This window comes from Candidatus Binatia bacterium (assembly GCA_036493895.1).
In the GTDB taxonomy this organism is placed as follows: Bacteria; Desulfobacterota; Binatia; order UBA1149; family CAITLU01; genus DATNBU01.
The window spans coordinates 17713-42807 of sequence record DASXOZ010000015.1; the positions used below are offsets into that span (position 1 = coordinate 17713).

General features: G+C 64.3%; 15 protein-coding genes. 7 read left to right on the forward strand and 8 right to left on the reverse strand.

Annotated elements, in window-relative coordinates; all coding sequences use genetic code 11:
• Positions 1-438 precede the first annotated feature (438 nt).
• The 3 genes from VGK20_03490 to VGK20_03500 form a co-directional block, all read right to left on the reverse strand.
• Complete coding sequence (locus VGK20_03490) at positions 439-1257, reverse strand: hypothetical protein (protein ID HEY2773097.1); 819 nt, start codon at positions 1255-1257, stop codon at positions 439-441.
• 454 nt (positions 1258-1711) lie between these two features.
• Entirely contained in the window at positions 1712-2443 is a 732-nt protein-coding gene (locus VGK20_03495; GenBank protein ID HEY2773098.1) for a hypothetical protein, read from the reverse strand.
• Between the two features lie 29 nt (positions 2444-2472).
• The gene (locus tag VGK20_03500; GenBank protein ID HEY2773099.1) at positions 2473-2859 is read right to left on the reverse strand and encodes a DUF1566 domain-containing protein; all 387 of its coding nucleotides are present in this window, start codon (positions 2857-2859) and stop codon (positions 2473-2475) included.
• 1043 nt (positions 2860-3902) lie between these two features.
• On the opposite strand from VGK20_03500, the gene VGK20_03505 reads away from it, so the two are divergent.
• A complete protein-coding gene (locus VGK20_03505) occupies positions 3903-4676 on the forward strand; it encodes a hypothetical protein (protein ID HEY2773100.1) in 774 nt (257 codons plus the stop codon).
• 527 nt (positions 4677-5203) lie between these two features.
• Here the strand turns inward: VGK20_03505 and VGK20_03510 are convergent.
• Positions 5204-6442 carry a hypothetical protein gene (locus VGK20_03510; protein HEY2773101.1) on the reverse strand — a complete coding sequence of 413 codons (1239 nt, stop codon included), beginning with the start codon at positions 6440-6442 and terminating at the stop codon, positions 5204-5206.
• A gap of 178 nt (positions 6443-6620) precedes the next feature.
• Positions 6621-11036, reverse strand: coding sequence for a DUF4215 domain-containing protein (locus VGK20_03515; protein HEY2773102.1), 4416 nt, complete (start codon positions 11034-11036; stop codon positions 6621-6623).
• A gap of 713 nt (positions 11037-11749) precedes the next feature.
• On the opposite strand from VGK20_03515, the gene VGK20_03520 reads away from it, so the two are divergent.
• Both VGK20_03520 and VGK20_03525 read left to right on the forward strand, forming a co-directional pair.
• Positions 11750-12253 carry a hypothetical protein gene (locus tag VGK20_03520; protein ID HEY2773103.1) on the forward strand — a complete coding sequence of 168 codons (504 nt, stop codon included), beginning with the start codon at positions 11750-11752 and terminating at the stop codon, positions 12251-12253.
• Between the two features lie 301 nt (positions 12254-12554).
• The gene (locus VGK20_03525) at positions 12555-15041 is read left to right on the forward strand and encodes an Ig-like domain-containing protein (protein HEY2773104.1); all 2487 of its coding nucleotides are present in this window, start codon (positions 12555-12557) and stop codon (positions 15039-15041) included.
• A gap of 98 nt (positions 15042-15139) precedes the next feature.
• Here the strand turns inward: VGK20_03525 and VGK20_03530 are convergent, their stop codons facing one another.
• Together VGK20_03530 and VGK20_03535 are read right to left on the reverse strand one after the other, a co-directional pair.
• Complete coding sequence (locus VGK20_03530) at positions 15140-15610, reverse strand: nitroreductase family deazaflavin-dependent oxidoreductase (protein HEY2773105.1); 471 nt, start codon at positions 15608-15610, stop codon at positions 15140-15142.
• Between the two features lie 37 nt (positions 15611-15647).
• The gene (locus tag VGK20_03535) at positions 15648-17807 is read right to left on the reverse strand and encodes a hypothetical protein (GenBank protein ID HEY2773106.1); all 2160 of its coding nucleotides are present in this window, start codon (positions 17805-17807) and stop codon (positions 15648-15650) included.
• A gap of 185 nt (positions 17808-17992) precedes the next feature.
• Between VGK20_03535 and VGK20_03540 the strand changes: the two genes are divergently transcribed.
• The 3 genes from VGK20_03540 (at position 17993) to VGK20_03550 (ending at position 22737) form a co-directional block, all read left to right on the forward strand.
• On the forward strand, positions 17993-18763 hold the full coding sequence (locus VGK20_03540) for a hypothetical protein (GenBank protein ID HEY2773107.1): 771 nt from the start codon (positions 17993-17995) through the stop codon (positions 18761-18763).
• A 145-nt stretch (positions 18764-18908) separates the two neighbouring features.
• The gene (locus VGK20_03545) at positions 18909-21473 is read left to right on the forward strand and encodes a glycoside hydrolase family 44 protein (GenBank protein ID HEY2773108.1); all 2565 of its coding nucleotides are present in this window, start codon (positions 18909-18911) and stop codon (positions 21471-21473) included.
• Between the two features lie 313 nt (positions 21474-21786).
• Positions 21787-22737, forward strand: a complete 951-nt coding sequence (locus VGK20_03550; protein HEY2773109.1) for an alpha/beta fold hydrolase — start codon at positions 21787-21789, stop codon at positions 22735-22737.
• Between the two features lie 19 nt (positions 22738-22756).
• Here the strand turns inward: VGK20_03550 and VGK20_03555 are convergent, their stop codons facing one another.
• Positions 22757-23710, reverse strand: a complete 954-nt coding sequence (locus VGK20_03555) for a ribonuclease HII (protein HEY2773110.1) — start codon at positions 23708-23710, stop codon at positions 22757-22759.
• A gap of 291 nt (positions 23711-24001) precedes the next feature.
• Here VGK20_03555 and VGK20_03560 point away from each other — a divergent pair, with 291 nt between their 5' ends.
• Positions 24002-25072, forward strand: a complete 1071-nt coding sequence (locus tag VGK20_03560; protein HEY2773111.1) for a DUF1566 domain-containing protein — start codon at positions 24002-24004, stop codon at positions 25070-25072.
• Positions 25073-25095: the final 23 nt, after the last annotated feature.

Consider the following 25095-nt stretch of genomic DNA (forward strand, 5'->3'; position numbering starts at 1 on the left):
GCGAGTGCCGGTGAACAGAATTTCCGTTTTGAGGAGAACCTCTCAGCCGCCGCTCAAGCTTGGACCAACGCTCCAGCAACAGATGAAGTTATTGCAGCGGCCGAGTACGGATAGCTGAGTTGGGTCAGTTCATTTCTGGCCGGCGACTCTTCATCGCGAGCTTCAGTGTCCTCGCCATGGCGACGACGATTACTGATGCAGCAGCGCTTTCTTTGTATTGCCAGTGCAAAATGCGAGATGTCGCAGAACTCCAGCTGATGACTCTCTCTGCACTGGACTTCGAGTACTGCTTTAGCGTCGATAGCGCGAGAACCGAAGGGGGCCATGCGAAGGAATTGGCCGGTCTTGGTTCCGTAAAGGACGCGAACGATATGTTAAACTGCAAAATAACGTGTTCAGACGAGAAGGAACGAGTCGCATTGGTTATACGCGACAAGTTCAAAAAAGATGCCCCGGAATGCGACGGCATAATGGCCAAAAGCAGAACGTGATAACCGATTTTCCGCGCTTTGGCTTCATCATTTCTCGACAAGCTTGAGAAGCCTGTCGGCCGCGCGGAGCGAGACCCTCTCTATCTGACCGACACGGGCTTACTGAGTCGCCGGTCACCGAATCGTCACCGCTATTCCCCGCAGGATCGCGGACCGCGGCCCTGAGTAACACGGACGCAACGGAGGTGTGAACTCCCTCCGGTGGCGAGTGGCGAACGGCTGTATGGGTTACCCTTCGAACATCGGCCTTTACGCCGAACGCGTTGCTGGCGACGTAGTCGCCAGTCGTGCTCTCTGATTCGGAAACTATAACCCCGATATTAAAAACACCGGTCTTGGGAGTAGGTCCCTTCGCGAACGCAAAGGCACTCAACGCATCGAATTCAGGCCCTTTGAAGATTCCCACTCCGATGCCGAGGGTCTGCGTGTCGGCGTCATACACGAGCGAATCGCGAAACTCTGTTTCGTCGAATGCCTCACAAGGCCCCCGATCCCATGCCGTCTTGGCAATGATAACGGCAGACGGGTGAACGCTAGCGGGGCCTGCGAGGCGGGCGTTGTACTGCTCAGTCGTTTCGTATTCCCCTTTTGGCTGGTACTCAGGTAGCGCAGCGATGACGGCATCGAAGGGCTTGGTGGTTATCGTCTCGCCAACATAGGTCGCGCAGGTTCCTTCGATAGGTGGGACGTCTGACTGCGATTGCACAGCAGTGTCCGGGACGTTCCACAGAGTAGTCACGGTGGCCAATTGCACCGGTGGTTCCATCGATGCTCCTGCGCACCCGAGCGCCATCCCCGTGAGCACAAATGGTCCGACTGGCATCCAGGAATGCGGAGCCGGCAACGCCGGAGTCTTACGCAACACAGAATCGGCCGAGGACTGCATAGCGTTGATGATCAGCGTGAATGCGTCTCTAGCCAAGCTTGAGATAGTGTTTCGCAATTTCGGCTTCCAGCCCTTGCCCTTCCCGGCTCGTTCGTCGCTCCCGCAGCGTAGGTGGCGCGCCCCGGTCTCCACCTATCACTACGCGTGGGACTGAGGCCAACGAAGAAGGTGCGGGTCGGTTCGACGCTCAACACGCTTACCGTTGATGGGTAACCGGACGTACCAGAAACGTCCGCGTTGCCTTACGTTGCGTCGGTGACTCACGCTTAGGACTCGCGTCGCGAGCGCGACTGCCCAAGGCCTCCAGAACTGGACGCAAATCAGAGAGACGGCCTCAGGGGCCAGTCCTGAGCGGAAGCTCGATCCGAGCACCGAAAGAGGGTGTCACAGTAGCTCCCTGGTAGAGGACGCCCGCTGATAGATCCTGCGAGAAGGGCTCGCAGTCGTAGTCCCCGAAGAACGATTCTGATTTGATCGCGACGGCCCCAGATGCTGGCTGAACCGGGTTGATGGTCGTCACAACGTCGAAGGGAGAATATGAATAGCTGAAGACGCGTAGAAAATGGTCGGTGTACGGCAGGTCGGCCTCGGTAAGGATGTAAGGAGTACCGGAGCAATCGGCTGTTGTGTAAAATACATAGGCGAGCGGCTCGTCGTTGCCTGGGGTGTCAAATTCTTCGAAGAAGCTCACCGTGTCGTCCCCGTCGTACTGCCAAAACTCGATGAGTTTACCCGTTGATTTGTCGGCAACCGTCACCTGCTCATAACGGGTAGTGTATGCATGGGCGCTTCCGACCAGGCGTCCTACCAGATCTCCGTTTGCATCGTAGACGCGTGGCGTTGCCGCCTCCACCTCGGATAGCCGCGCTTCAAGGGCGATACAGTCGCCGGCTTTACACGTCAGCTCCACCGATTGACCTACGGCCTTCTTCAGCACACGAAGAGCGTCGCCGGCGGTAACGATGGAGTTGCCATCTACGTCGCCGCACACCTGCGCGTTCGCGGCAACAGCGACGCCAAGTATTGCGGCGTACACGGCGAGAACCAAGTAGGGCGGCCTGCTCATGGGATTCCTCCTGCGTCAACGACTCACGCTTAGGAGCCGCCGCGGACGGCGCGGACGTGCGTGTCCTTGTACTTGAGGCTCGAATTTGTGAAGCCAACGTAGAACTGCACGAGCCACGCCTGCGCCGGATCGTACGTATCCGTCGAAGAAGACCAGTGATCGGTGGTCGCGGTACAGCTACACATCAAAACGGTGCAAGCCGGAGCGCAATCCGTATTGAAAACGGGATCAATCGTGGGAGCGACACGTCCGAAATCCACCAACGTCTGGAGCTCGGATACGTTCGGAATCCGCCAGTCAGTATGGCCGGCGAAACCTCCGCCGCTATTCAGCGCAGCGAGGAAAGTCGTTGTAATCGTCCCGTCCATGTAGTTCCCGCCGGTGGACCACGTGTAGGTATTGTCCGCGTCGTGGATGCCACCGGAGTCGTCCTTCTTCTCTCACATCAGGCCCGTTCGGCTATCGGTGATCGTGCCGTCGCCGTTGTCCGTAAAGGCTCGCGTCGTCCCTGCCCCCTACATCGGCATCCGACCCGATGCCGTAGGCGATGATCTCTCCGGTCCGCAGAGACCCGCTTAGCGGAGGGCACTTCAAAGTCACATCCTGCCCCACTCCCTTCTTCAGCACTGCGAGCGCGTCCGACGAGGTGACGCCTCCGCTGGCGTTCACGTCCCCACAAACCGGGTCGTCGGAACGCGCCACGCCAACGTGCAATATCGTGGCGGCTAGAGCCGCGCCTATGATCATGTTTCGCATGAACTACACACTTGTCCGTGGTCAAGCCTCATGCCAGCGCCGGAAGCACGGGTCATTCGGTGCAAGTGCACCAAACCCCAATTTTGTTGTGCGACTACCCGAGGGCCTTCAGGCTCAGATTCACGGGCGCTGGGGGCGGTGGCCCCGCGGGTACGCCGGTGTGCCGGTAGGAGGGTTGGAAGGGGTCGAGCTGCTACCCGCCGGGCCTAGCGCCCCCCCACCTTCCACCGCTGGTGCCCCGGCACCCGCAGCACGCACCGGGAAGCACGGTGGTGCGCGCCCGACGTTGTTGACCAGCTCGGGCCGAACGCACGGCTCCATGTGCCACTGCTGCCGTGCAGCTGTCGAGCGTCACGCGCCCCGAAGTTTCTGCCGCGGCGAACTGGGGCAACATTGGGCCAAGCCCGCGTAGGCGGGCGTTGCGGAAGCGGAATTTCGCGCGCTGGGGATTCGCAATCCCCGCAGCGCTTGCCGACCCGCCGCAGGCAAGAGCAAAGGACGCTGGCTGTCGTACCCTTCAATGACCTTGGGATCTTGGTACAGAGTCCTTTCACAGTGCCCTGGGCACCTTCATTTCAGCGCATTAGCTTCGAGAAACATGTCGTCGGCGACCTAGCTCATCCGGTTAGCGTAGTCGCGGTACGAACGAGCTTTTCGATGGTACTGCCGCGACCGGAATGGGAAACTCGCCGCCAAGGCACTAATGGGTGAACTGAACAGGTACCAGCGGGCCGTTGCTCTGCTGGGAATATCCGTATTCGTCTGGTTCGGCTTCCTTTCAGGCTCGAGCACGTATGTGCGGACCATTAGTGTGTTTGCGGCACTCGCGCTCACGGCTGCTGGACAGTTTTTTTTCGAAGGTTACAACGGCGATCCATATCGGGGCCTCTCGGCGCTCTACAATGGTATGGCTGCACGGCCTGGGCTCATTGCCGCGATGTCGCTGCTGGGACTAAGCATTGCCGCGATTGGCTGGCTCGAAGGTGGAACCGCGCCGGTCCCCGGAGCATCGCGCGAACCTGACCGCACTGTTGTGAATCGGACGCCAGTAGACAGTTCCCGCGCTCCCTACGAGTTCTTCCGAACACTGAGTGCAGAAGAACGTGCCACGTTCCGACTGCGGCTGACGTGGATCGGGCCGCAAACCATACCGATGCCGACACTTACCCTGTGCGAACACGATCCGCCGTTTGGCGATCAGTACACTGCCGGCGTCACCGCCGACGAGATCGCCTCGATCGTCTCCGCCCTCGACGCGCTTCTCGCTGGGACGGACGACGAGCCCATCGACCGCGAGCGAACCCCCATGGTAATCACCTTGAGCGTCGTCCTGCCGCCGGAGCATATTTTCCGCTCCGGGCTCACTCGGGAGCAGATGGCGCAGGTGTTCGACAAGCTGCGGGAAACCCTGAAGGCCAATGATGACGCTTACACCACCGTTGACCATTACGCGCACATTTTCGGGATGCATTCCTGAGTAGATACCGACGCCGCAACCGCTGAACCAGCTCCGTCGAGTCCCGCACAAGCAGAGCGTGCCGGGTTGCTAACGACTCAGATGAAACGAAACATCCGTGATGGGATTAGCGAGTCTCAACGTGAGTTGGGTGGTCAGCAAGACAAAGCGGAATCAACGCAACGCTGACCCCATCTTGCCCCCATTCTCGTGCGGAGCGCGGCAGCTCGGTGCAATGCAGCGGGACCAGAAGTCAGCTAACTCCGCGATCCCGCTGCACCACACCGCATCACGCCGCTTCCCGGCGGCACTGAAAATCCTCGTGTCGCTGGTTCAATTCCGGCCCTGGGCACCATCTAACCAGAAGTTCCGTTAGTCAGTTGAGCGAACGCCCGGCCAAGTCGGCAATGAGTAACTGACTACCGGTGAACTGACGGCACGCTCATTCTTCCTATGCGCCGCGCAGACGCGACGGAGGCCCGCACGCGCCCGTGCCTGCCACGCGCCCGTATCGCATCACGGGCGCGCGACAGGAAGGGTCGCGGCGATTACGGCAATTTCGCGCTGAACTTCGCTGCAGTGTTCTTGGTGGCCGCCGTGAACGCGGAAGACCAGCAGTTCGGCGCCGAATTGCTGTGGAGCTGCACGACCACGCGAGGACTCATGTCGAAGAACTGGCTGCCGCTGAAAGGCGCGGGCAGAGGCAGGGCAAGACCCTTGGCCGAGAGCGAGATCTTCGACTTGCCGGCCGCGCCGGTCTTGACGCTGGCCTTGGTCACGCCGCCGCTGCTGCCGGTCTTGTCCTTGTAGGAGAATCCCTTGGGATCCTTGCTCGTCCAGTTGCTGCCCGGCGCGATCGCGATCGAGGTGGCCAGCGTGTCGCCGCCGGAGATCGAGTCGTAGACGCACAGTGTGTAGGTCGTCGAAGCCGCCGGGTTGCCCAGATCGTCCTGGGCGATGGCGGGTCCGCCGCCGAGCTTCCATTTCATCGAGTCCTTGCTGTTGTCGGCGCTGTCGGAGATTTTCAACGACGACTTCGTGCCGCTTTCGCAGGTTGCGTCAGCCACCGGCGGGCAGGTGAAGGTGCAGTCGAGGGTGACGCCGACAGTGGCTGCGGCCGTGACGCCGCTGGTCTCCACCGGATCGACGCAGGCCGGGCAAGTGAGCGCGACCGGCTGCTGCACGGCTGCCCTCAACGCGAGAAGGGAATCGCTGGCGGTGATGCCCCCGCTGTTGTTGGGGTCGCATTCGCAGAGCTGGCAGGTAACGGGCTGGCCGACTGCGCTCTTCAGGATGACGAGCGCGTCCCTGCTGTAGGGAGGGTTGGAGCCTGTCACCGGTGCGCCGCAGACGTTGCTCTCGTTACCGTCGACGGACTCCGTCGCGGCGTCGACCACGTTGACGACGATGTCCGACGGCTTCGGCGCTCCGGTTCCCGTAAGCGTGCACTGCATGAGATCGACAGGCGTCGTCGTAATTCCCGTGAGCATGATGTTTCCCGCGCGCAGTGTGTGCGCGGCCTCGTCGTCGTTCAACGCGACGAGCGAGCCGGGCAGCAAGCTCGAGCAACTGACGCCGGAGCCCGAGCCAGCCGGCTCTGCCGCGGCCGCCGAGTAGTCGGCCGTGTACTGGAGGGCTCCGGTATCTGCCGGGGTGTTCAACAGCGAGAATGTCGCCGTGCAGCTCACCGGCGGCCCGGTGCCCGCCAGCGCATCGCTGGCGGCGAGCGTGGCAAGCAGTGTTGCGGATGCGAGACAGGCGATGGCGCCTGAGCGGTATGATTTCATCTGGAATCCCCTTTCTTTCGCGAATGACCCCGAATCTTCGGCGATGCGCCGCAATGTAAGACTCTTCACCATCACGGGCCTTGTCAACGTCGCCGGGATGCCTGCCGGGCAGCGGAACTGCTTTCCAACCTCTGCGTGCTGACTCCAACGCACACACGAGGACGCCGTCCCGGAGAGCTCACTGGCAGCTGCCATTGAGCGTCTGGTCGTCGAACAGATCACAGTTCCCGTCGAGCCCGTCCATCGCGTCGAACATCGAGCAGATACGGCAGCTCACTCGATGATCCAGGCACTGCGGCAGATCGGCATCGCTACCGCACGGACCCGCGAGCAGAGCGGTCGCGAAGCCGCCGGGACATTTGCTGTTGACCGTCGAAGAGAGCTTGCCCGCGGCCTTTGCGATCTTCCCGTCAAGGTCGGCCGTCACCACACCGTAGCAACCTGCGAGCTCGGCGGCACTCACCATCAACGCGGACGTGCCGGCCAATCCGGAAGCCGCGCAGGCCAGGAAGCTCTTCGACTCGGTGTCGAAGAGTTTCTGGAGGGACTTGAGCACGGAGCTCTGGCATGTCGCGAGGCTGCGATCGGTGGCGACGCCGGCGTTCAGGTCCGGACCGAGCACATCGGCGAGCAGTCCCAGCGCGGCATCCTGAGCCGCGCGATTGACGGCATTGGCACTGGTGAAACCGAATGGCGGCGCCGGCACGCACTGACCGGCCGCCACTCCCGTCGTGCCATGCATGCTGCTGTCGATCTTGCCGTGGACGTCGGCCAGCACGCACGCCTGGACATCCGGCTGCTTGCCGCTGCCCGCCGACTTGAGACACGTGGCGTCCGCTTTTGCCTGGGCCTTCGTGACGCCGCCGGCCGCCTTGCCGACGCCATTGACGCAGTCCTGCTCGCCGGGAAAAAGCCCGCGCACGACCATTCCCCACAGGCTTGCGTGCGAGGTCAGCACCGTCATCGACACATCCCCGTCCGCAAGCACCGACCGGCTCTGCACGCACGGGTCCGGAGAGGCGACGCCGGCAGGTCCGGTGCAATCGGTGACGATGACACTGTCGCGCGTCACATCGAGGCGGTGCGGATCGACCCCCGGTGGAATCGCCGACGCGTCGACCCTCAGCGTGATCGACAAAGGAATGTCGGCGGTTGCCGGCGGCGCTTCGATCTGGAGTTGCAGACCCACCACCTCCATGCCGTCGGGCTGCGCCGGTACGGCCGGAGGCGCGATCGAAACCGTTCCGGCGTTCGGAGTCGTCAGCGAAGTCTGCACCGGCATGGCGGGCGTCGCGCCCTCACCGAGCGGATCGGTGCTCACGATTCCGCCGCCAATGCCGACGACTTCGACGACCGGCGTGCGCGTGCAGTCGGGTTCGCAGCCATCGCCGCTGGTCGCATTTCCGTCGTCGCACTGCTCGCCGTAGGCGCCCTGGGCCCGGAAGTCGCCGCAGGTGCCGGCGAGATAGCGCAGCACGACCAGCTCCGACAGGTCGTCGACATCGCTGTCGCCCGCAACGACCACTTTTCCATCCGGCTGGAGCGCGATGCCGGAGCCGCGGTCGTCGCCGAAGCCGATCCCGGTGGTCAGGAAACCGTTCGTGGCGAATGCCGTGTCCGGGACGCCGCTCGGAGTGAGACGCGCGAGGAAGACGCCGCCGTTCCCGTAGTAGAACCCTGCTCGTCCGGTGACGGTGATCCTGCCGTCCGCGTCGATGACGATGCCGCCCGGGACGTTGTCGTCGTCCGCGATACGGGTGAGAACGACTCCATCCCCACTGAAGCTCGGATCGACGCTTCCGTCGGCGTTGAAGCGGTACACGCCCAGATCCAGAAACTGTGTCGATCCGAAAACGCTGGCAGCCACTACGATTCTTCCGTCCGGCTGCAACGCAAGGTGAGCGGCCCATGCGGCTTGCGTCGCGACGGTCTGCAGCCCGGCAGTCCCGAAGCTGTTGTCGATGCTGCCGTTGCTGTTGTAGCGCGCGAGCACCAGATTCCCGCTGCCGCCTCCCCGCTCGACGTCGAGCCCTACCGTCACGATCTTCCCATCCGGCTGGACGGCCATCGACGTGGCTTCCCGTGCTCGAGCGTCGATCGCGATCCCGTCTGCGTCGAACGTACTGTCGAACGTCCCGTTGGAGAGAAAGCGCGCAATCAGTCTGCTGCCATCCGGTGCACTTCCCGCGACGATGATCGCGCCGTCCTGTTCGACGGCGACGCCGTTGGCTCTGGCACCTTTGGCAGTGATGAAGACACCGGCCTGGCCAAAGGTCGGATCGAGCGCGCCGGTACTGTCGTAACGCGCCAGCGTAAGACGGGGTCCCGAGCTATGGGGTAAGCCGTCGTTCGACGAGCCCACCACGATCAGCTTTTCATCGTGTACCGTCATCGCCACCGGCCTGCTGGAACCGTTGATCGGTATCTCCGAGACCCCGCCCGTGCCGAAGCTCATGTCCACGCTTCCGTCCGTCCGGTAAGCGGCGAGCGCGAAGGATCCGTGCTGCTTTCCGCCGTATGCCGCGATGATACGGCCGTCGTTCAAGACAGCGACCGGGCATCGTCGCAAACCGTCTTCGTCGGTCGCAGCACCGATTACCATTCCGTCACCGTCGAAAGCGGGATCGAGCTGTCCGGGGGAATGCCGGCAGTTGTTCTGGCAACCGTCGCCGTCGACGAGATTGCCGTCGTCGCACTCCTCTCCGGGCGAGCGGACACCGTTGCCGCAGGACGTCGGCGTGCAGTTGTTGTCGCAGCCGTCCCCGTTTTCGCCGTTGTTGTCGTCGCAGACCTCTCCGGCGGTAAGGATGCCGTTGCCGCAGGACGTCGGCGTGCAGTTGTTGTCGCAACCGTCCCCGTTGACGGCGTTGCCGTCGTCGCAGCGCTCGCCGGAAGTGACGACACCGTTACCGCAGGCAGTGACGGTGCAGTTGTCGTCACAGCCGTCGCCGTTGACGTCATTGCCGTCGTCGCACTGCTCGCCGGCCGTGACAATGCCGTTGCCGCAGCCGGCCAGCGTACAGTTCGCGTCGCAGCCGTCTCCGCTTGTGTAGTTGCCGTCGTCGCAGGCTTCACCCGGATCGAGCACGCCGTTGCCGCAGAGCGTGGTCGTGCAGTCGGCCTGGCAGCCGTCCCAGTCCGCGTTGTTGCCGTCGTCGCAATCCTCGCCCCAGACGTAACCGTTGCCGCAGCCGGTCGGTGTGCAGTTGGGGTCGCAGCCGTCCCCGGGGGTCAGGTTGCCGTCGTCGCACGTCTCACCGGCCGTGACGATGCCGTTGCCACAGCCGGTCGGCGTGCAATTGGCGTCGCAGCCGTCGCCGCTAGTGTAGTTCCCGTCATCACAGGCTTCGCCGGCGTCGACCACGCCGTTGCCGCAGAGCGTCGTCGTGCAATCAGCCTGGCAGCCGTCCCAGTCCGCGCGATTGCCGTCGTCACAAGCCTCGCCGGCCGTGACGACACCGTTGCCGCACCCTGTCGGTTTGCAGTTGGAGTCGCAGCCATCCCCGTCGATCAGGTTGCCGTCGTCGCACGTCTCACCGGCCGAGACGATGCCGTTGCCGCAAGCGGTCAGCGTGCAGTTCGCATCGCAACCGTCGCCGCTCTTGTGATTACCGTCATCGCAGGCTTCACCGGCATCGACCACGGCGTTGCCGCAGAGCGTGGTCGTGCAGTCGGCCTGGCAGCCATCCCAGTCCGCGCGATTGCCGTCGTCGCAAGCCTCGCCAGCCGTGACGATGCCGTTGCCGCAACCGGTCGGCGTGCAGTTCGAATCGCAACCGTCGCCGCTGACCGGATTCCCATCGTCGCAGACTTCCGTCGGCTCGACCCGGCCGTTGCCGCACACCCGTACCGGCACGCAGACACCCGTGCTTCCCGCCCCGACGATGGCGTAGATCTCGTTGGAGGTCATCGCCAGACCGACGTCGAACAGAACTTCGTCGATCCGGCCTTTCAGGTACATGCCGCTGGAGTCCAGGGACCCAGCCGTATCCGACGGAGAACCGCGGTGGCCGAGCTTGAAAGAAGCCGTGGAGCTCAGGTTCCCGGAGATCGGCCCGATGGTGGTATTCAGAGCCCCCGCTCCCCCGATGAACATCTGGCCGCCGACACGGCCGAAAGCGATCAACCACCAGAATCCCGGCGTCAGCTGCAAGGGCACGGTCTCGATCTGCCCCCCGGGGCTCGTGAGCATCAAGGTGTTCGTCGCGGTCTTCAACAGAGACCATCCGGTCGGTGACGCCGATGCCACGTACTTCTCGGAGAGCACTTGCGCGCCCGACGTGTCGTCGAAGTTGACCCAGAGCATCAGGCTGAAATCGCCCGCACCAACGTCCAGGCCGGTAGCTGCGACGTCGACGAAGTCATCGACACCGTCGAACGCGAATGCCTGCGCGACCTCGCCCGCCGCGTATCCCGCTCCGTTGTGCAGCGTCGCATTCCGACCGCCCGTGATGTCGCTTGTCGTGCCGTCGCCTGTCCACCACGCAGTCAGCCCTGCAGGGCGCGCCGCACAGGCCTGCGCGACGTTGGCCGGCCCGCAGAGGATTGCCGTCACACAAAGGAGGGCGACAAAGTGAGGCAGAATTCGATTCATGGCCGAGTTCTCCCTTGCCGCGCCGATCGCGCGGCCGGTCGCCCGCTCTCGCTTCGGGAGCACGTCGAATCGGGCGTCAGGACAGGAGCAACAGAAAGACGGATGCTTCGTTGAAAGCAGACGGCGAGACGCAAGGGCGGTCCCTCCTTGCAGGCAGGGGCCGGACCCGGCCTCCTGCAGCACGTTGACCCGCGATCGACTGATCGATGCCGCAGCGGAATCCGAAGCAAGAAACATGCTCGAGGGAGAGGCGCCGTTTCGGCTTGCGGCTTCTCGAGCAGCCGCTCGACAGCTTGTTGTTTGTTTGCCCGCCGTTGCGGCGAAGCAGCGAGTGCCGGGCACTCGTGGGCGTATTCAAACTCCGGAAATGTCTTTTGTCAGAACGCGGAACGGCGTTGCGGCTGTTTCCGATTTTCGCGAGGAAGAACCCGCGACAGGCGTTGCCGCGGCGGCGAGGGCGATATGGTCCAGATCATGATCCCGCTCGGCGAGCCGCCTGGAAGCGTCGGTTCGCCGCACGATCCTCGCCCGGGATCGCACCGGATGCCGATCTCGCCAGTTCCTTCGGCCGACCGGCGGCCACTCGCGGCGAATCGCTTCGGCGAGTATCCCGGCGAGTATGCCGGCTGGATGCGGCCATTGCGCCCCTTGCGTGTAGGCGCGCGACTGAATAAGGGGGCTTGATGATATACCACCGGCCGGAGGGAGTTCCGATGAAAACGTCCGCGCGTCTTCTGCTCGTCGCCATCCTGAGTATCGCCCTTCCCGCTGCGGCTTCAGCAGCGGCAATCGACCCGACCGGCACGTACACCCTGAGCAAGGGAACCTGCAAGAACTACAACCCCATCGACGGAAACACCACGTCTGACATGAACACCGCTCAGACGCTGTCGGTCACGGTGAGCGGAAGCGATCTCTATATCGTGTTCGCCACCGTCCCGATGTACGGCAAGCTGATCCTAGACCCCAACACGCCCGACTCCAAAGGCGTGTCGCCGCTCGTCAACTGCACCGTGACCAACAATCTCGACTTCGCCGGCAACGACTACAACTACATGGGCCGGCTCGACTTCAAGTCCTCCGGCACCACGGTCAAGCTCAAGGGGCGTTTCTACACCGAAGCCGCGAATAACGCGTTCAATCCGTTTGTGAGCTTTTGCTCGTTCAGCGCGGAGCGGACGTCGTCGGCCGATCCGGGCAATACACCCTGCCCGTAGGCGGACGGCCGCGCACCGTCGGAAATTCCCAATCGCGAGACTGCGGCAGCATTCCTCGCCCGCGCACATGAGCCGCGAGAACGCCGATCATCGTCGGTCTGCCGAGGCGATATTCGCACAGTCGCGAGAAGAGACGCATCGTCGTTCGCAGACCTGAAAATTGAACGCCGTTACGACGGTTCGAGCGTCGTTCATAGCCCGAAATCCATCAGCTATTTCCTCCTCGTCGCAGGACCTCCCGCGGTACGCTTGATGCATGGTCGCAAGATGCATCGAGCGAATCCCCGAAGGAGGTCGCGCCATGAAACATCAACTGCGCTGGACTGCCCTGATCTCCGTCGCGCTGCTGTGCTTCGCAAATCCCGCTCACGCCGCCGCCGGCTATACCGTGGTCGGATGGAACAACCTCGGCATGCATTGCATGGACAGCGACTTCTCCGTCCTGTCGCTGCTGCCGCCGTACAACACCATCCATGCGCAGGTCATCGATCCGAACGGTTTAAGGGTTACCGATCCGGTCGCCGCCGGCATCACGATCACGTACGAGGCCATTGCCGACAGCACCGGCTCGATCAACACGACTTCTCAAGGCAAGACGAACTTCTGGCAATTCGTGCTGCCGCTCTTCGGAGGCTCGCCGCCGCCCGACGTCGGACTGGCCGGGATGCGAATGCCCGGAGCCGCCAACGCGCCTCAGCCGATGACGTGGGACGCCGCCTCCGGCTGGTTCATCGCCGAGGGGATCCCGCTCACCCCTTACGACGATACGATGCAGAAGAACGCCTACCCGATGATGCGGCTGGTCGCGCGCACCACCGGCGGCATCATGCTGGCCTACACGGATATCGTGCTGCCGGTGTCCGACGAGATGGATTGCAAGAGCTGCCACAGCCACCTCGCCGCCAGCCCTGCCCCTGCCATGCCGGCGGCCGGCTGGATCGCCGATCCGGATATCCAGCGCGAGACGCGCCTGAACATCGTCGCCAAGCACGATGAGCTCAACGCGGGTGATCCGGTCTATGCCGCGGCGCTGTCCGCAGCCGGCTACAACGCGGCGGGCCTGTATGCGTCGGTAACGACCGACGGCCATCCCGTTCTCTGTGCGAGCTGCCATGCTTCGGCGGCGCTCGGCACCAGCGGGCAAAGCGGAGTGATGCCGCTCACGCAGGCGGAGCACGGCCGCCACGCTCACGTGAAGGATCCCGTCAACGGGCTGACGCTGGACTCCTCGACGGATCGTGCCGCGTGTTATCGCTGTCATCCCGGCGCCGAGACGCGATGCCTGCGCGGCGTGATGGGTGCGTCGGTCGCGCCGGACGGATCGCTCGCGATCCAGTGCCAGGAATGCCACGGCTCGATGAACATGGTCGGTGCGGCAGGTCGCCTGGGCTGGCTGCAGGAGCCGCTGTGCCAGAGCTGCCACACCGGCAGCGCGACCAACAACGCCGGCGCGCTTCGCTACACTTCGGTGTTCGACTCGCCCGGACACGTTCGTTCGGCGGTGGATCCGGTCTTCGCGACGACTGCCGACGCACCCGCGGCCGGTCTTTCCCTGTACCGCTTCTCCACCGGCCACGGCGGCGTCAAGTGCGAGGGCTGCCACGGATCGACCCACGCCGAGTTCATCTCGACGCACAAGAACGACAACGTACAAAGCATGGAGCGACAAGGGCACACAGGGATGCTCGTCGAGTGCGGCGCTTGCCACGTTGCCTCGATGCCGGTTTCCATCAACGGCGGGCCTCACGGGATGCACACCGTCGGGCAGGCGTGGGTGGGCGCGCATCACGACCTGATCGGCGAAGGCGGCGACACCACGCCGTGCCAGGTGTGTCACGGCAGCGACTACCGCGGCACGGTGCTTTCCCGTGCCAAGGCGACGCGTACCCTTTCCGGCGAATCGGGGACGAAGAGCGTGTGGGCCGGCTTCCAGATCGGCTGCTACACGTGCCACCTGGGTCCTCACAACGGCGATCCGAATCCCAACCGTGCCGCAGTCGCGACCGGCGCGTCGCTTACCGTGTCCGTGGACACGCCGCTGTCGATCTCGCTTCGTGCGAGGGATCCTGACGGCGATCCGCTTTCGCTGCGCATCGTGACGCAGCCGGCCCACGGCACCACGGGTCTGGCCGGTACACTGGCAACCTACGTTCCGGAGCCGGGCTACGTCGGATTAGACCAGTTCACGTTCGCCGCGTGGGACGGGTCCACCGATTCGAATCTCGCAGTGGTCTCGCTGAACGTCGGCGGCATTGCCGGCGGCGCGATGCCGATCAGCGGACTAAGCCTGTCGATCAGGGACCGGGCGACGGGACCAACAGTCGGTCTGAAGTTCTCATCTCGCGATCCCGCCATCTCAACGGCCGGCATCGATCCCACTGCCGACGGCGTCACCGTGCACGTCTTCAATAGCGCGGGTGGCACCGATTCGGCGTGCTTCAGCCTGCCGGGCGCGAACTGGCAGACAACCAGCAGCGGATTCAAGTACAAGGACCCGGGCCTGGTGTCGTCGCCCGTCAGCGCAGTGACGCTGCAGAATGGCTTCCTGCGCCTCACGGCCAAGGGCAATGGTCCGATCGCGATCACGTACAGGCTCGGCGAGCCGTCGCAGGGCAGCGTCGGTGTGATCGTGACGAGCGGCGCGGCGGTGATGTGCGCAGACTTCGGCGGCACCATCTCCACGGACTCCGGCACCAATCCGCCGAATGACGGCGGAAGGGGGCAGTTTGCCGCGAGGAACGCCGCTGCCCCGGGCGCCTGCCCGATGCCGCCGGATACTTGTCCGTAGCGGATGCGCGCAGCGGCAGGGCAAGGGAGTTTCCGCGCCGTCCCGCATAGCGGGATCGGCGCGGAAACGATGTTCCCGGGCACGGTGTTCCTGCGGAGCTAGCTGGGCCGCTGCCCGCCGCGCGACATCGAACCGCCGGACTCGCCGAACGCAAGCACCACCAGCGGGATGTCGCGCGTCGTGCGCTTCTGGTAGCCGGCGTAACCCGAGTACGTCGAGATGATCGTCGGCCACCATCTCTGCTTCTCGTCGGCGGAAGCGGTGCGCGCGGCCACGCGCTCCTTTCCCCGCCCTCGTTCGATCGTGACTTCCGGGTTTCGCGCGAGATTCTTGTACCACTGCGGATGCCGGTCGTCGCCGCCGTATGAAGCAACGAGCACGACGCTGCCGTCGAACTCGAAATACGTGAGCGGCGTCGTGCGCGGCTGGCCGCTGTTGCGCCCCGTGGTCGTCAGCAGCAGCACGGGCATGCCGAGCAGGCGTCCACCGATGACGCCGCCGCTCATGCGATAGAGCCCTTCGTGAACGGCAGTGATCGCCTTGGCGACGTAGTCCTTGGCATTGGGCATGAAGTCCTCCGGTTGAGCGAGCTGTCCTCGGCGCCGATCAGTGACCGACCAGCGCCACCCTTTGCCTGGTACCGGTCGTCGAGCCATTGCCGGTCCTGGAGAACGTGGAGTCCCAGCACATCTGCCCGCGCTGGAGCTGAAAACGTACCGGCAGAAATAGCTCGGAGAACAGCGTGCCGTATTCGATGTTCTCGCCCTTGGCCTGCATCAGAATCTGCGACCTGCCATCCGGTCCCGACCTGACCTGAAGCCGGTCGACCCCGTGGTTGCTCTGGGACGGGTCATGGAAACGGAAGCCCGTACCGCTCGCACTCGACCAGCAGTTCTTGTCGCCGCAGAGGCCGCCGGCGGGGATGTGCGACTTCCAGCCGGTGTTGAAGAAGCACACATCGTAGCTGTCGCTCGCCGTCGGATCGCCGAGATCCGAAAGCAGCGTCTGCGTACCGTTGCTCCACGACCATTTGATCAGGGTCTTGGAGGCATCGGCCGAGTCGTACGCGAGCAGAAGCTTGGAAGAGTGGTCGCTCAGCGTCGTCAGGCAATCGGATCGCGGACCGTCCTGGCAGCTGCCGTCGCTCGGCACGCAGTACTGGCACGCGGGACAGAAGACGACCGACACGCCGGCACAAATGCCGCCGCTGCAGGTGTCGGAGCCGGTGCAGACGTTTCCGTCATCGCACGGCGCGGTGTTGGGGACGTGCGCGCAGTGTCCCGCTCCATCGCACTGGTCATCCGTGCAGACGCGGAAATCGTCGGCGCATGCCGTTTCGCCTCCGGCAAACGTGCAATCCGGCCTGCAGCATTCGCCGCCGTCGCAGTCTTCCCCTGAAGTGACGATGCCATTGCCGCACGCCGTCAGCGTGCAGTTGGTGTCGCAGCCGTCACCGTCGGTCCGATTCCCGTCGTCGCACTCCTCCGGAGGTTCGCGGACCGCGTCGCCGCAGACGTTGACTTCGAAGCGGACGAGCAGCACGTCGGGAACCGACGAGGAGCTTCCCGAGCCTGCAACGATGAGGCCGGTCGGATCGAAAGCCATGGCGGCCGGGGTGCCGCCAAAATCGCCACTGATGAACGAGCCCGCGTATCCACCGCTGCCGAAGCTCGTATCGATCGCTCCGGATGCGTTAAACCGCGCGACACGAAGACCCGTACCGCCGAACGTCCCGTGGATGCCTCCATAAATAGCCACGCCGGAAGCCAGGATGTAGCCGTTCGGCTGAACGAGTACACTGGTCGCGTAGGATTCCTGGCTATCGAGAACGTTCGTCACGATCCCGTTGGTTCCGAAGCTCGTGTCGAGCGTCCCGTTCGCCTTGTAGCGCGCCACGGCAAGCACGTCGTCGACGTGCCCGGCAACTACCAGGCGCGAATCGCTCTGGACATCGATCGCATACAGCACCGATGCATACTGGGCGGCCGGAGTATTGACGACTCCGCCGCTGCCGAAAGAAGGATCGAGGTTGCCGTCGCTGTCATAGCGAAGAAGCAGGAACTGGCTTTCGGCCACGCCGACGACCACGAGCGCGTCTCCTGCAGTCCTGCGCATCGCCGTGGCGCGGCTGTAGGAGCCGACCAGCGTCTTGACGATGCCGCTGGTGCCGAAGCTCGAATCGAGCACGCCGTGCGAATCGTAGCGAGCGAGCGCAACCTTGAATCCCGGGTCCGAGCAGTCGCCTGCGGCGACGATCGAGCCGTCGCTCTGAAGCGCCAGCGAGTACACGGCAGACGCGGCGGCGATCGGCGTCGTCACGATTCCGCCGGTGCCGAAACCCGGATCGAGCGCACCGCCGGCGTCGTAGCGCGCAAGCGCGAACATGCCGACACCACCGACCGTCGCGGTACCTGCCGCAACCAGCTTGCCGTCTCCCTGCAGCACGAGCGCGTGTGCCCCGGCGCTTGTTCCGATCGGCGTCAGCGCGATTCCGCCGGTGGCGAACGTCGAGTCGAGAGCGCCGTCCGTCTCGTAGCGAAGGATCGCGAAGACCGGCTGCCCGCCGGACGTCGCGACTCCGGCCGCGACGATTCGTCCATCGCTTTGAACGACGACGGCAGCTGCACCGGATCCGGCGCTACCGACGATCGTCTCGACCACGCCGCTGTTACCGAAGGATGGATCGAGAGCGCCCGGCGCGGCCGAGGAGCGCATAGGAACCAGTGCGACGGCCAGGAGCGCGACGACGGCAGTACCAAGGCGCATGTTGCCTTGTAAAAACCCGGCCTGCTCGAGTCAATCGAGCATCGTGGATCGATTCACAGGAATCGCGCGCGACAAATGCCGGGGTTGGCGCCGGCTCGCGACGAAACGTGCGCTACAGCGTGCACTTGCTAGCTCGGAGGATCTGACCGACAAGCGACTTGCAAGCGACTTGAAGGAGTACCCCCGTGTCGAAATACTTCCCGTCCCCGTTCCCATTGTCCCTCGCTCTGGTTCTGACGCTCTCGTCACCGTGTCTCGCTGCCAGCGAGCCCATGCGCGCCAGCGAGCGTCCTCCTTCGCAGTCGCAGGCAGATGCCGCAGCGCAATTCTCCGGTGGCAAGGTTCTCGAGACCATGGACGCGTCCAGCTACACGTACGTTCGCGTCCAGACGTCCAAGGGAGAAGTGTGGGTTGCCGGTCCGAGCACACCGGTCAAGGTGGGAGACGCGGTTCACTGGGTGGGCGGCACGGAAATGAAAAACTTTCCGAGCAAGACGCTCGGCCGCACGTTTGAAAGCATTCTTTTCGTCGGCCAGCTCATGACCGGAAGCGCTCCGGCGGCAACAGCCGCATCGCCACACGCCAACATCGGCGCTTCGCACAACGCCGGAGACGGCAAGGCAGAGTCCGCCGACGTCAAGGCAGTCGCCAAAGCCGACGGCGGAATGACGATCGCCGAGATTTACGACCGGCGTGCCGATGTCGATGGAAAGCAGGTGACGGTGCGAGGCAAAGTGGTCAAGTACAACGCCGGCGTGATGGGCAGGAACTGGATCCACCTGCAGGACGGCAGCGTCGGCGCCGGCGCCGAAAACGACCTCACGGCGACGACGTCGAGCGAGGCAGCGGTGGGAGACGTCGTTACCGTGCGGGGCAAAGTGGCCCGCGATCGCGACTTCGGCTTCGGCTACAAGTACTCGGTGATGCTCGAGGACGCTTCGATCGAACGAAAATGAGTGTCGCGGCCAGGGCGGCTGCGCGCCCGAGCCAATCCCCCTTTCTCCCCGTGCAAATCACTGGCATGGATAGTGGATCGGGGGCTCTTGCATGCGGGACCACACTGCATCACTGCGCGCCGGCTTGGTTGCCGTCGTCCTTACCATGGCTTCAGCCGTCGCGGCCGCGGCGGACGTCATCGTCTACGACGATGCGCTTCAGAACGGCTTCGACGACAGCTGGTCCTGGGGCAGCCAGACTCACAACGTTTCCAGCGCTTCACCGGTGCATTCCGGCAGCGACGCGACCCTGACGACGTTCACCGGCGGCTGGTCGGGGCTGCAGGTAGGAAACGCGGCTGGTGTCGATGTCTCCGCCGACGACACGCTGCGCTTCTTCATCCACGGCGGCGCCTCCGGCGGGCAGAACATCCTGGTTCGCGTCGGCAACAACGATGCCTACGTGGAAGTGCCGGTGACGCCGGTTGCGAACACCTGGACGCAGGTGGACGTGCCGATCACCGACCTCGGCTCTCCCCGCAGCGTCACCTTCGTTTACTGGTTCAACAACACCGCCGGTGCCCAGCCCAGTTTTTCCGTCGACGACGTGCGCTTCGTCAACACCGGCGTTCCGCCTCCGCCGCCCGGCAGTGGTCCTGCGCTGACGGTCAACGCTGCGTCGGGACAACGCGCGATCGATCCCGACATCTACGGCATGAACTTCGCCGACGAAGCGCTCGCCAGCGAGCTCGCGCTGCCGGTGCGACGCTGGGGCGGAAACTCGACTACACGCTACAACTGGCAGCTGGACACGAGCAACCACGCCTTCGACTGGTATTTCGAGAACATCCCGAACGACAACGCGCACCCCGAGCTGCTTCCCGACGGATCGGAGACCGACAACTTCGTCGAGCAGGACCGCCGCACCAGCACGCACACGCTGCTGACGATGCCTCTGATCGGCTGGACGCCTAAAACGCGTGCTTACGCGTGCGGCTTCAGCGTCGCGAAGTACGGCGCACAGCAGTCTGTCGATCCCTATCGCAACGACTGCGGCAACGGCGTCGCCTCCGGTGGAGCGGACGTCACCGGAAATGATCCGACCGACACCAGTCTTGCGATCACGCCGTCGTTCGTCTCCGACTGGATCGCCCATCTGACCAGCAAGTACGGCAGCGCCTCCGGCGGCGGCGTCGCCTTTTACGATCTCGACAACGAGCCGATGCTGTGGAACTCCACGCACCGGGACGCGCACCCGTCGCCGACGAGCTACGACGAGATGCGCGACCGCACCTGGCAGTACGCTGCCGCCATCAAGCAGGCCGATGCCGGCGCGAAGACTCTCGGACCGGCGGAATGGGGCTGGACCGGGTACTTCTGGTCCGCCCTGGACGAGGCCGCCGGCGGCGACTGGTGGAACCATCCTGCCGATCGCAATGCCCACGGCGGAACGGAGTTCGTCGCGTGGTACCTGCAGCAGATGAAAGCGTACGACGATGCGCACGCTACGCGCATCCTCGACTACCTCGACCTGCACTTCTATCCGCAGGAGTCCGGCGTTTCGCTGTCACCGGCCGGCGGCAGCTCGACGCAGGCATTGCGCCTGCGCTCGACGCGCTCGCTGTGGGACCCCACCTACACCGACGAAAGCTGGATCGGCGATACGATCCGCATGATCCCGCGCATGAAAGACTGGGTGAACGCGAACTACCCCGGCACCAAGATCGCGATCAGCGAATACAACTGGGGCGCGCTCAATCACGTCAACGGCGCGGTTGCCGAGGCGGACGTGCTCGGCATCTTCGGCCGCGAGGGCCTCGACCTGGCGACACTGTGGGATCCGCCGACTTCGACGCAGCCCGGCGCCTATGCATTCCGCATGTACCGCAACTACGACGGCGCGGGTTCGCAGTTCGGTGACACGCACGTCGATGCGGCCAGTGCCGACCAGTCGAAGCTGTCGATCTACGCATCGCTGCGCACGGGCGACGGCGCGCTGACGATCATGGTGGTCAACAAGGACACCGCGTCGCTCGACACGTCGATCGTGCTGTCCGGCTATTCGGGAGCAACGACGGCGAAATGGTACCTCTACAGCGGCGCAAATTTGACGAAGATCGTGCCGCAGGGCGATCTTCCGATTGCGTCCAATGCCATTGCCGCGACCTTCCCGGCAGCATCGATCAGCCTACTCGTTCTCGGTGGCGCACCGAGTGGCGGCGGCAGCAACTGCGCGAGCACACCTCGCAACGACTGCGACTCGGCGTCCGCTCGTGGGTCCAAGCTCAAGCTGCGCTGGGACAGCCTGGCCGGCAAAGGCGGCATGGTGTGGAAATGGGCCGGGGGCGCCACACCGGCGTTCGGGAATCCGACCGCGGGCGACGCGTACGACGTGTGCCTCTACGCTGGCGCCGCACTTCAGAGCGACGCGGCGTTGCCTTCGTCGGCAAGCTGCGGACTGGCTTCGTGCTGGACGACGCGATCGAGCGGCTACGTGTACAAGAATCCGACGCTCGCGCCCGACGGCATCAGCAAGGCGCTGCTCGCAACCGGAAGCTCCTCTCGCGTGTCGATCAAAGCCGGCGGCACGAGCATGCCGGATCCCGGCCTGCCGCTCACGGTACCGGTCGTGCTGCAACTGGTGCGCAGCGATGGCAGCGCGTGCTGGGCAGCAACGTACTCGTCGGCGGCAGCTTCCACCGGCGTGTCGTTCGCCGCGACGTCTGACTGAGAGGCAGCGCTTCCTCACCGTAACGCGGCCGCGTCCGCTGTCGCCTGCACGCGATTGACTACACCGGTCGTCGCCGCCGATAGCGATACTCCCCACTTTCTACTTCCCGCCCCTGTCGAAGCGGCGACGTCTCTCGTCCACCACTTCCTCAAGAAGCGGCCACGCCTGACCGATGTGAAATTGCACAAAGCCATCGCGCGGCTCTTGAGTCACGGCGGGCGTCCGGGCAAATTTCGTGGATTCCCGAATGCGCGACGGCGTCGGAGTCGCGCGGCGTTCGTCCCCAAACCAACGAATCCGGCGAAAGGAAACCGTGAAGAGATCTGCAGGAAGCATCCTCCTCGGCATTCTAGTGGCAGCGGCCGCAGCAGCGGCAACTCCGGCCAGCGCCTACACCGTTCCGTACGGCGGCTCGGCAATGTCGTCGGCAATTTCGAACGAGGCGTTCACGCCGCAGTCCATCGTCGGCGCGAACAACGGCTGCAAGCCGACGGCGGCCCATCCCTATCCAGTGGTTCTCGTGCATGCGACGTTCGCCGACGAGGGCTCGAACTGGGTCACGCTCGCACCGCTGCTGGCCAACAACGGCTACTGCGTCTACGCGTTCAACTACGGCGCGACCTGGCTCTCGCAGTGCGACTTCATCTTCGGATGCCGCGTCGATGCGCTGGATTCGATCAAGACCTCGGCCGGCCAGCTCGGCTCGTTCATCAGCTCGGTGCTCTCGAAGACCGGCGCCACCAAGGTTGACCTGGTCGGACACTCCCAGGGCGGAATGATGCCGCACTACTACACCAAGGTGCTCGGTGGAGCGGCGAAGGTGCACAATTTCGTCGCGCTGTCGCCGAGCAACCACGGCACGACGCTCGACGGGCTGACCACGTTCGTCAACAAGTTCCCGTTCTGGGCGAACCTGACGATGGACCTGATCGCCGTCATCGGCGCTCCGTCGCTCACCGACCAGGAGGTGGGCTCGGCGTTCATCAAGACGCTGTTCGGCTCCGGCGATCCGGTGATGACCGGCATCAACTACACGGTGATCCAGACCAAGAACGACGAGGTGGTCACGCCGTATACGAACGCGTTCCTCACCGGCTCGACCGTCAAGAACATCCTGATCCAGAACCAGTGCCCGAACGATCCGGTGGCGCACATCGGCATGTTCGACGATTCGCCGGCAATGCAGAACGTGCTCAACGCGCTCAGCTCCAGCCCGAATCCGAACTTCACGGCGACCTGCACGAACTACGGTCCGCCGCTGTAGACGTTTCGCAAGCTGCCGGTTACGTCGGCTCGCCGTCGGCGGGCTGGATTTCGAAGGAGAGCCCCGGTCCCGGCAACGTCGGGCCGGGGTTCTCGACGTTTTCGAGTTCCCCGCCCGCATTCGCAGTTTCCGGCCACGCGCCATCCGCGGCGCTTGCGGTCGCAAACATCTCCATCTGCAGCAGATCGAGGCCGAGTGCGCGCCGCACCGGTCCGAACGAGCGCCGGTGGATCGCGCAAACCCCGAGCCGGACGAGCGCAGCGTAGTGCTCCGGCACGGGGTAGCCCTTGTGGCGCGCAAACCCGTAGCCGGGATACTCGACGTCGAGGTCGATCATGATCGCGTCGCGCGCAGTCTTGGCCAGGATGCTCGCCGCCGCGATGGAGAAGCTCAACGTATCGCCGCGGACGATCGATTTCTGCGGGATCGCGATCTCCCGAAGTTTGCGCGCGTCGATGAACAGGTGCTCTGGCACGACCGGGAGCGCTTCGACCGCGCGCTTCATCGCGAGCAGTCCGGCACGGTAGATGTTGATGCGGTCGATTTCTTCCGGCGAAACGATGCCGATTCCGAATGCGACGGCGTTGGCCTTGATGAGGACGGCAAGCCGCGCGCGCTCGTCGGGTCCGAGCTTCTTCGAATCGTCGACGCCGGTTTCCCGCCAGCCGACCGGAAGGATCACCGCGCCCGCGACCACCGGGCCGGCCAGCGGCGACATGCCGGCTTCGTCGATGCCGGCGATGCGCGTGACGCCCGTCTGCCAGACTTCCTGCTCGAAGCGGAAGAGGTGGCGAAGGCGCTGGCCCTCGGCGCGGTTGGCACGGCGGCGCTTCTCGACCGCTGCGAGAATCGCTTTGGCCGCCGCCCGTCCGTCAGCCTGCAGCGCCGCCTCGACGTCCTGCGGAAGCGGCCGCGCTTGGTCGACGTATCGGCGGCGCAGGTCGGCAAGCGGAAGCTTTTCACCGGGGGGCATCGTCGGCATGCGACGCTATCCCGTCGCAGCGCTCAAGAGAAAGAATCGGCTGTGGCAAGAAGCGCCCACGGCCAAACGCCGCGGATTCGCTCGCTTCGCGCGCAAAGCGATATCTCTTCGACTCGAAGCGTCACGAGCGGGTTGGCGCCGGGCATTGTCTCGGCGTTGCCCCGATGCGACTGTCGCTGCGATTCGGCCGTCGACGCACGCGGCGCGCCGGGCGCGGGGGGCGGGCGGGACACATGCAGATGGGGATTCCCGAACTACCGATCGACATCGAAGAGGTTTCTCGTGAGGACGACGACTACTCTTGCAACGACAATGCTTCTGGCCGCGGCTCTTCGAAGCGGAGCAGCCTACGCGTCCGACCCTTCACTCGCCTGTGAGGCGGGCAAGCTCAAGGCCACTGCATCGTACTCCGCGTGCCGGCTGAAGGCGGACGCGACTGCGGCACTGAAATCGCAAACGCCCGACGTCAGCAAGTGCGACGGGAAGTTCGGCGCCAAATTTCCCGCTGCCGAAGCGAAGGCCGGCCCGATGGTATGCCCGAGCGAAGGCGACGCGACTCCGGTCCGGACGTTTGTCACGTCCTGCGACGACGCACTCGCCACAGCATTGGCCGGCGGGACGCTTCCCGAAGACGTCTCTGCCTGCAACGCCGATCTTGCCACCTGCCAGGCCCAGGTGGGGCGCTTCTGCGGCAACGGCACGGTGGATACGGGCGAAGAGTGCGACGGCGCCGATCTCGCCGGCAAGACCTGCGCCAGCTTCGGTGCCACCGATGTTACCGGTCTTTCGTGCACGAGCGGCTGCACGCTGGACTTGGGCGGATGCTCGTACAGCACGGTGCCGTCGCGGTTCCACGACAACGGCGACCTCACGGCAACCGACCTGTGGACGGGCAGGACGTGGGAACAGAAGACGGGCACACCCGGCTCTTTCGTCGACTGCAACATGGCGGGAACGTGCACCGATCCTCACGACGTCAACAACGACTACCACTGGACGTCGTCGGGCTCGGCGCTCGACGGCGCGGTGAGGACGAACTTCCTCGACATCCTCAATGACGTGGCCGGCGGTGGAGCGCACTGCTTCGCAGGACACTGCGACTGGCGGCTGCCGACGGTGCTCGAGCTGAAGGGCATCGTGCTCGAACCGGAGGCAGTGGGCACGTGCAGCACCTCTCCGTGCATCGACCCGACTTTCCCCGGCCAGACCGGCGTGGGCGGCTACTGGACGGAAACGTCGTGGAGCGACGACACCGCACAAGCGTACTATGTGCGATTCGATTCCGGCGGCGGGATTTTCCCGGCATCCAAGCTGGCGAACCGGTACGCACGGGCGATTCGCGCGGGACTGTAACGCGCGCCCGGCGTCGGCTCCGG

Bases quoted from the DNA above. Each gene is read 5' to 3' on its own strand.
- VGK20_03510 (HEY2773101.1), bottom strand. From the start codon at position 6,442: ATGAAATCATACCGCTCAGGCGCCATCGCCTGTCTCGCATCCGCAACA.
- VGK20_03520 (HEY2773103.1), top strand. From the start codon at position 11,750: ATGAAAACGTCCGCGCGTCTTCTGCTCGTCGCCATCCTGAGTATCGCC.
- VGK20_03490 (HEY2773097.1), bottom strand. From the start codon at position 1,257: ATGGAACCACCGGTGCAATTGGCCACCGTGACTACTCTGTGGAACGTC.
- VGK20_03515 (HEY2773102.1), bottom strand. From the start codon at position 11,036: ATGAATCGAATTCTGCCTCACTTTGTCGCCCTCCTTTGTGTGACGGCA.
- VGK20_03530 (HEY2773105.1), bottom strand. From the start codon at position 15,610: ATGCCCAATGCCAAGGACTACGTCGCCAAGGCGATCACTGCCGTTCAC.
- VGK20_03495 (HEY2773098.1), bottom strand. From the start codon at position 2,443: ATGAGCAGGCCGCCCTACTTGGTTCTCGCCGTGTACGCCGCAATACTT.
- VGK20_03505 (HEY2773100.1), top strand. From the start codon at position 3,903: ATGGGTGAACTGAACAGGTACCAGCGGGCCGTTGCTCTGCTGGGAATA.
- VGK20_03535 (HEY2773106.1), bottom strand. From the start codon at position 17,807: ATGCGCCTTGGTACTGCCGTCGTCGCGCTCCTGGCCGTCGCACTGGTT.
- VGK20_03545 (HEY2773108.1), top strand. From the start codon at position 18,909: ATGGCTTCAGCCGTCGCGGCCGCGGCGGACGTCATCGTCTACGACGAT.
- VGK20_03555 (HEY2773110.1), bottom strand. From the start codon at position 23,710: ATGCCCCCCGGTGAAAAGCTTCCGCTTGCCGACCTGCGCCGCCGATAC.
- VGK20_03525 (HEY2773104.1), top strand. From the start codon at position 12,555: ATGAAACATCAACTGCGCTGGACTGCCCTGATCTCCGTCGCGCTGCTG.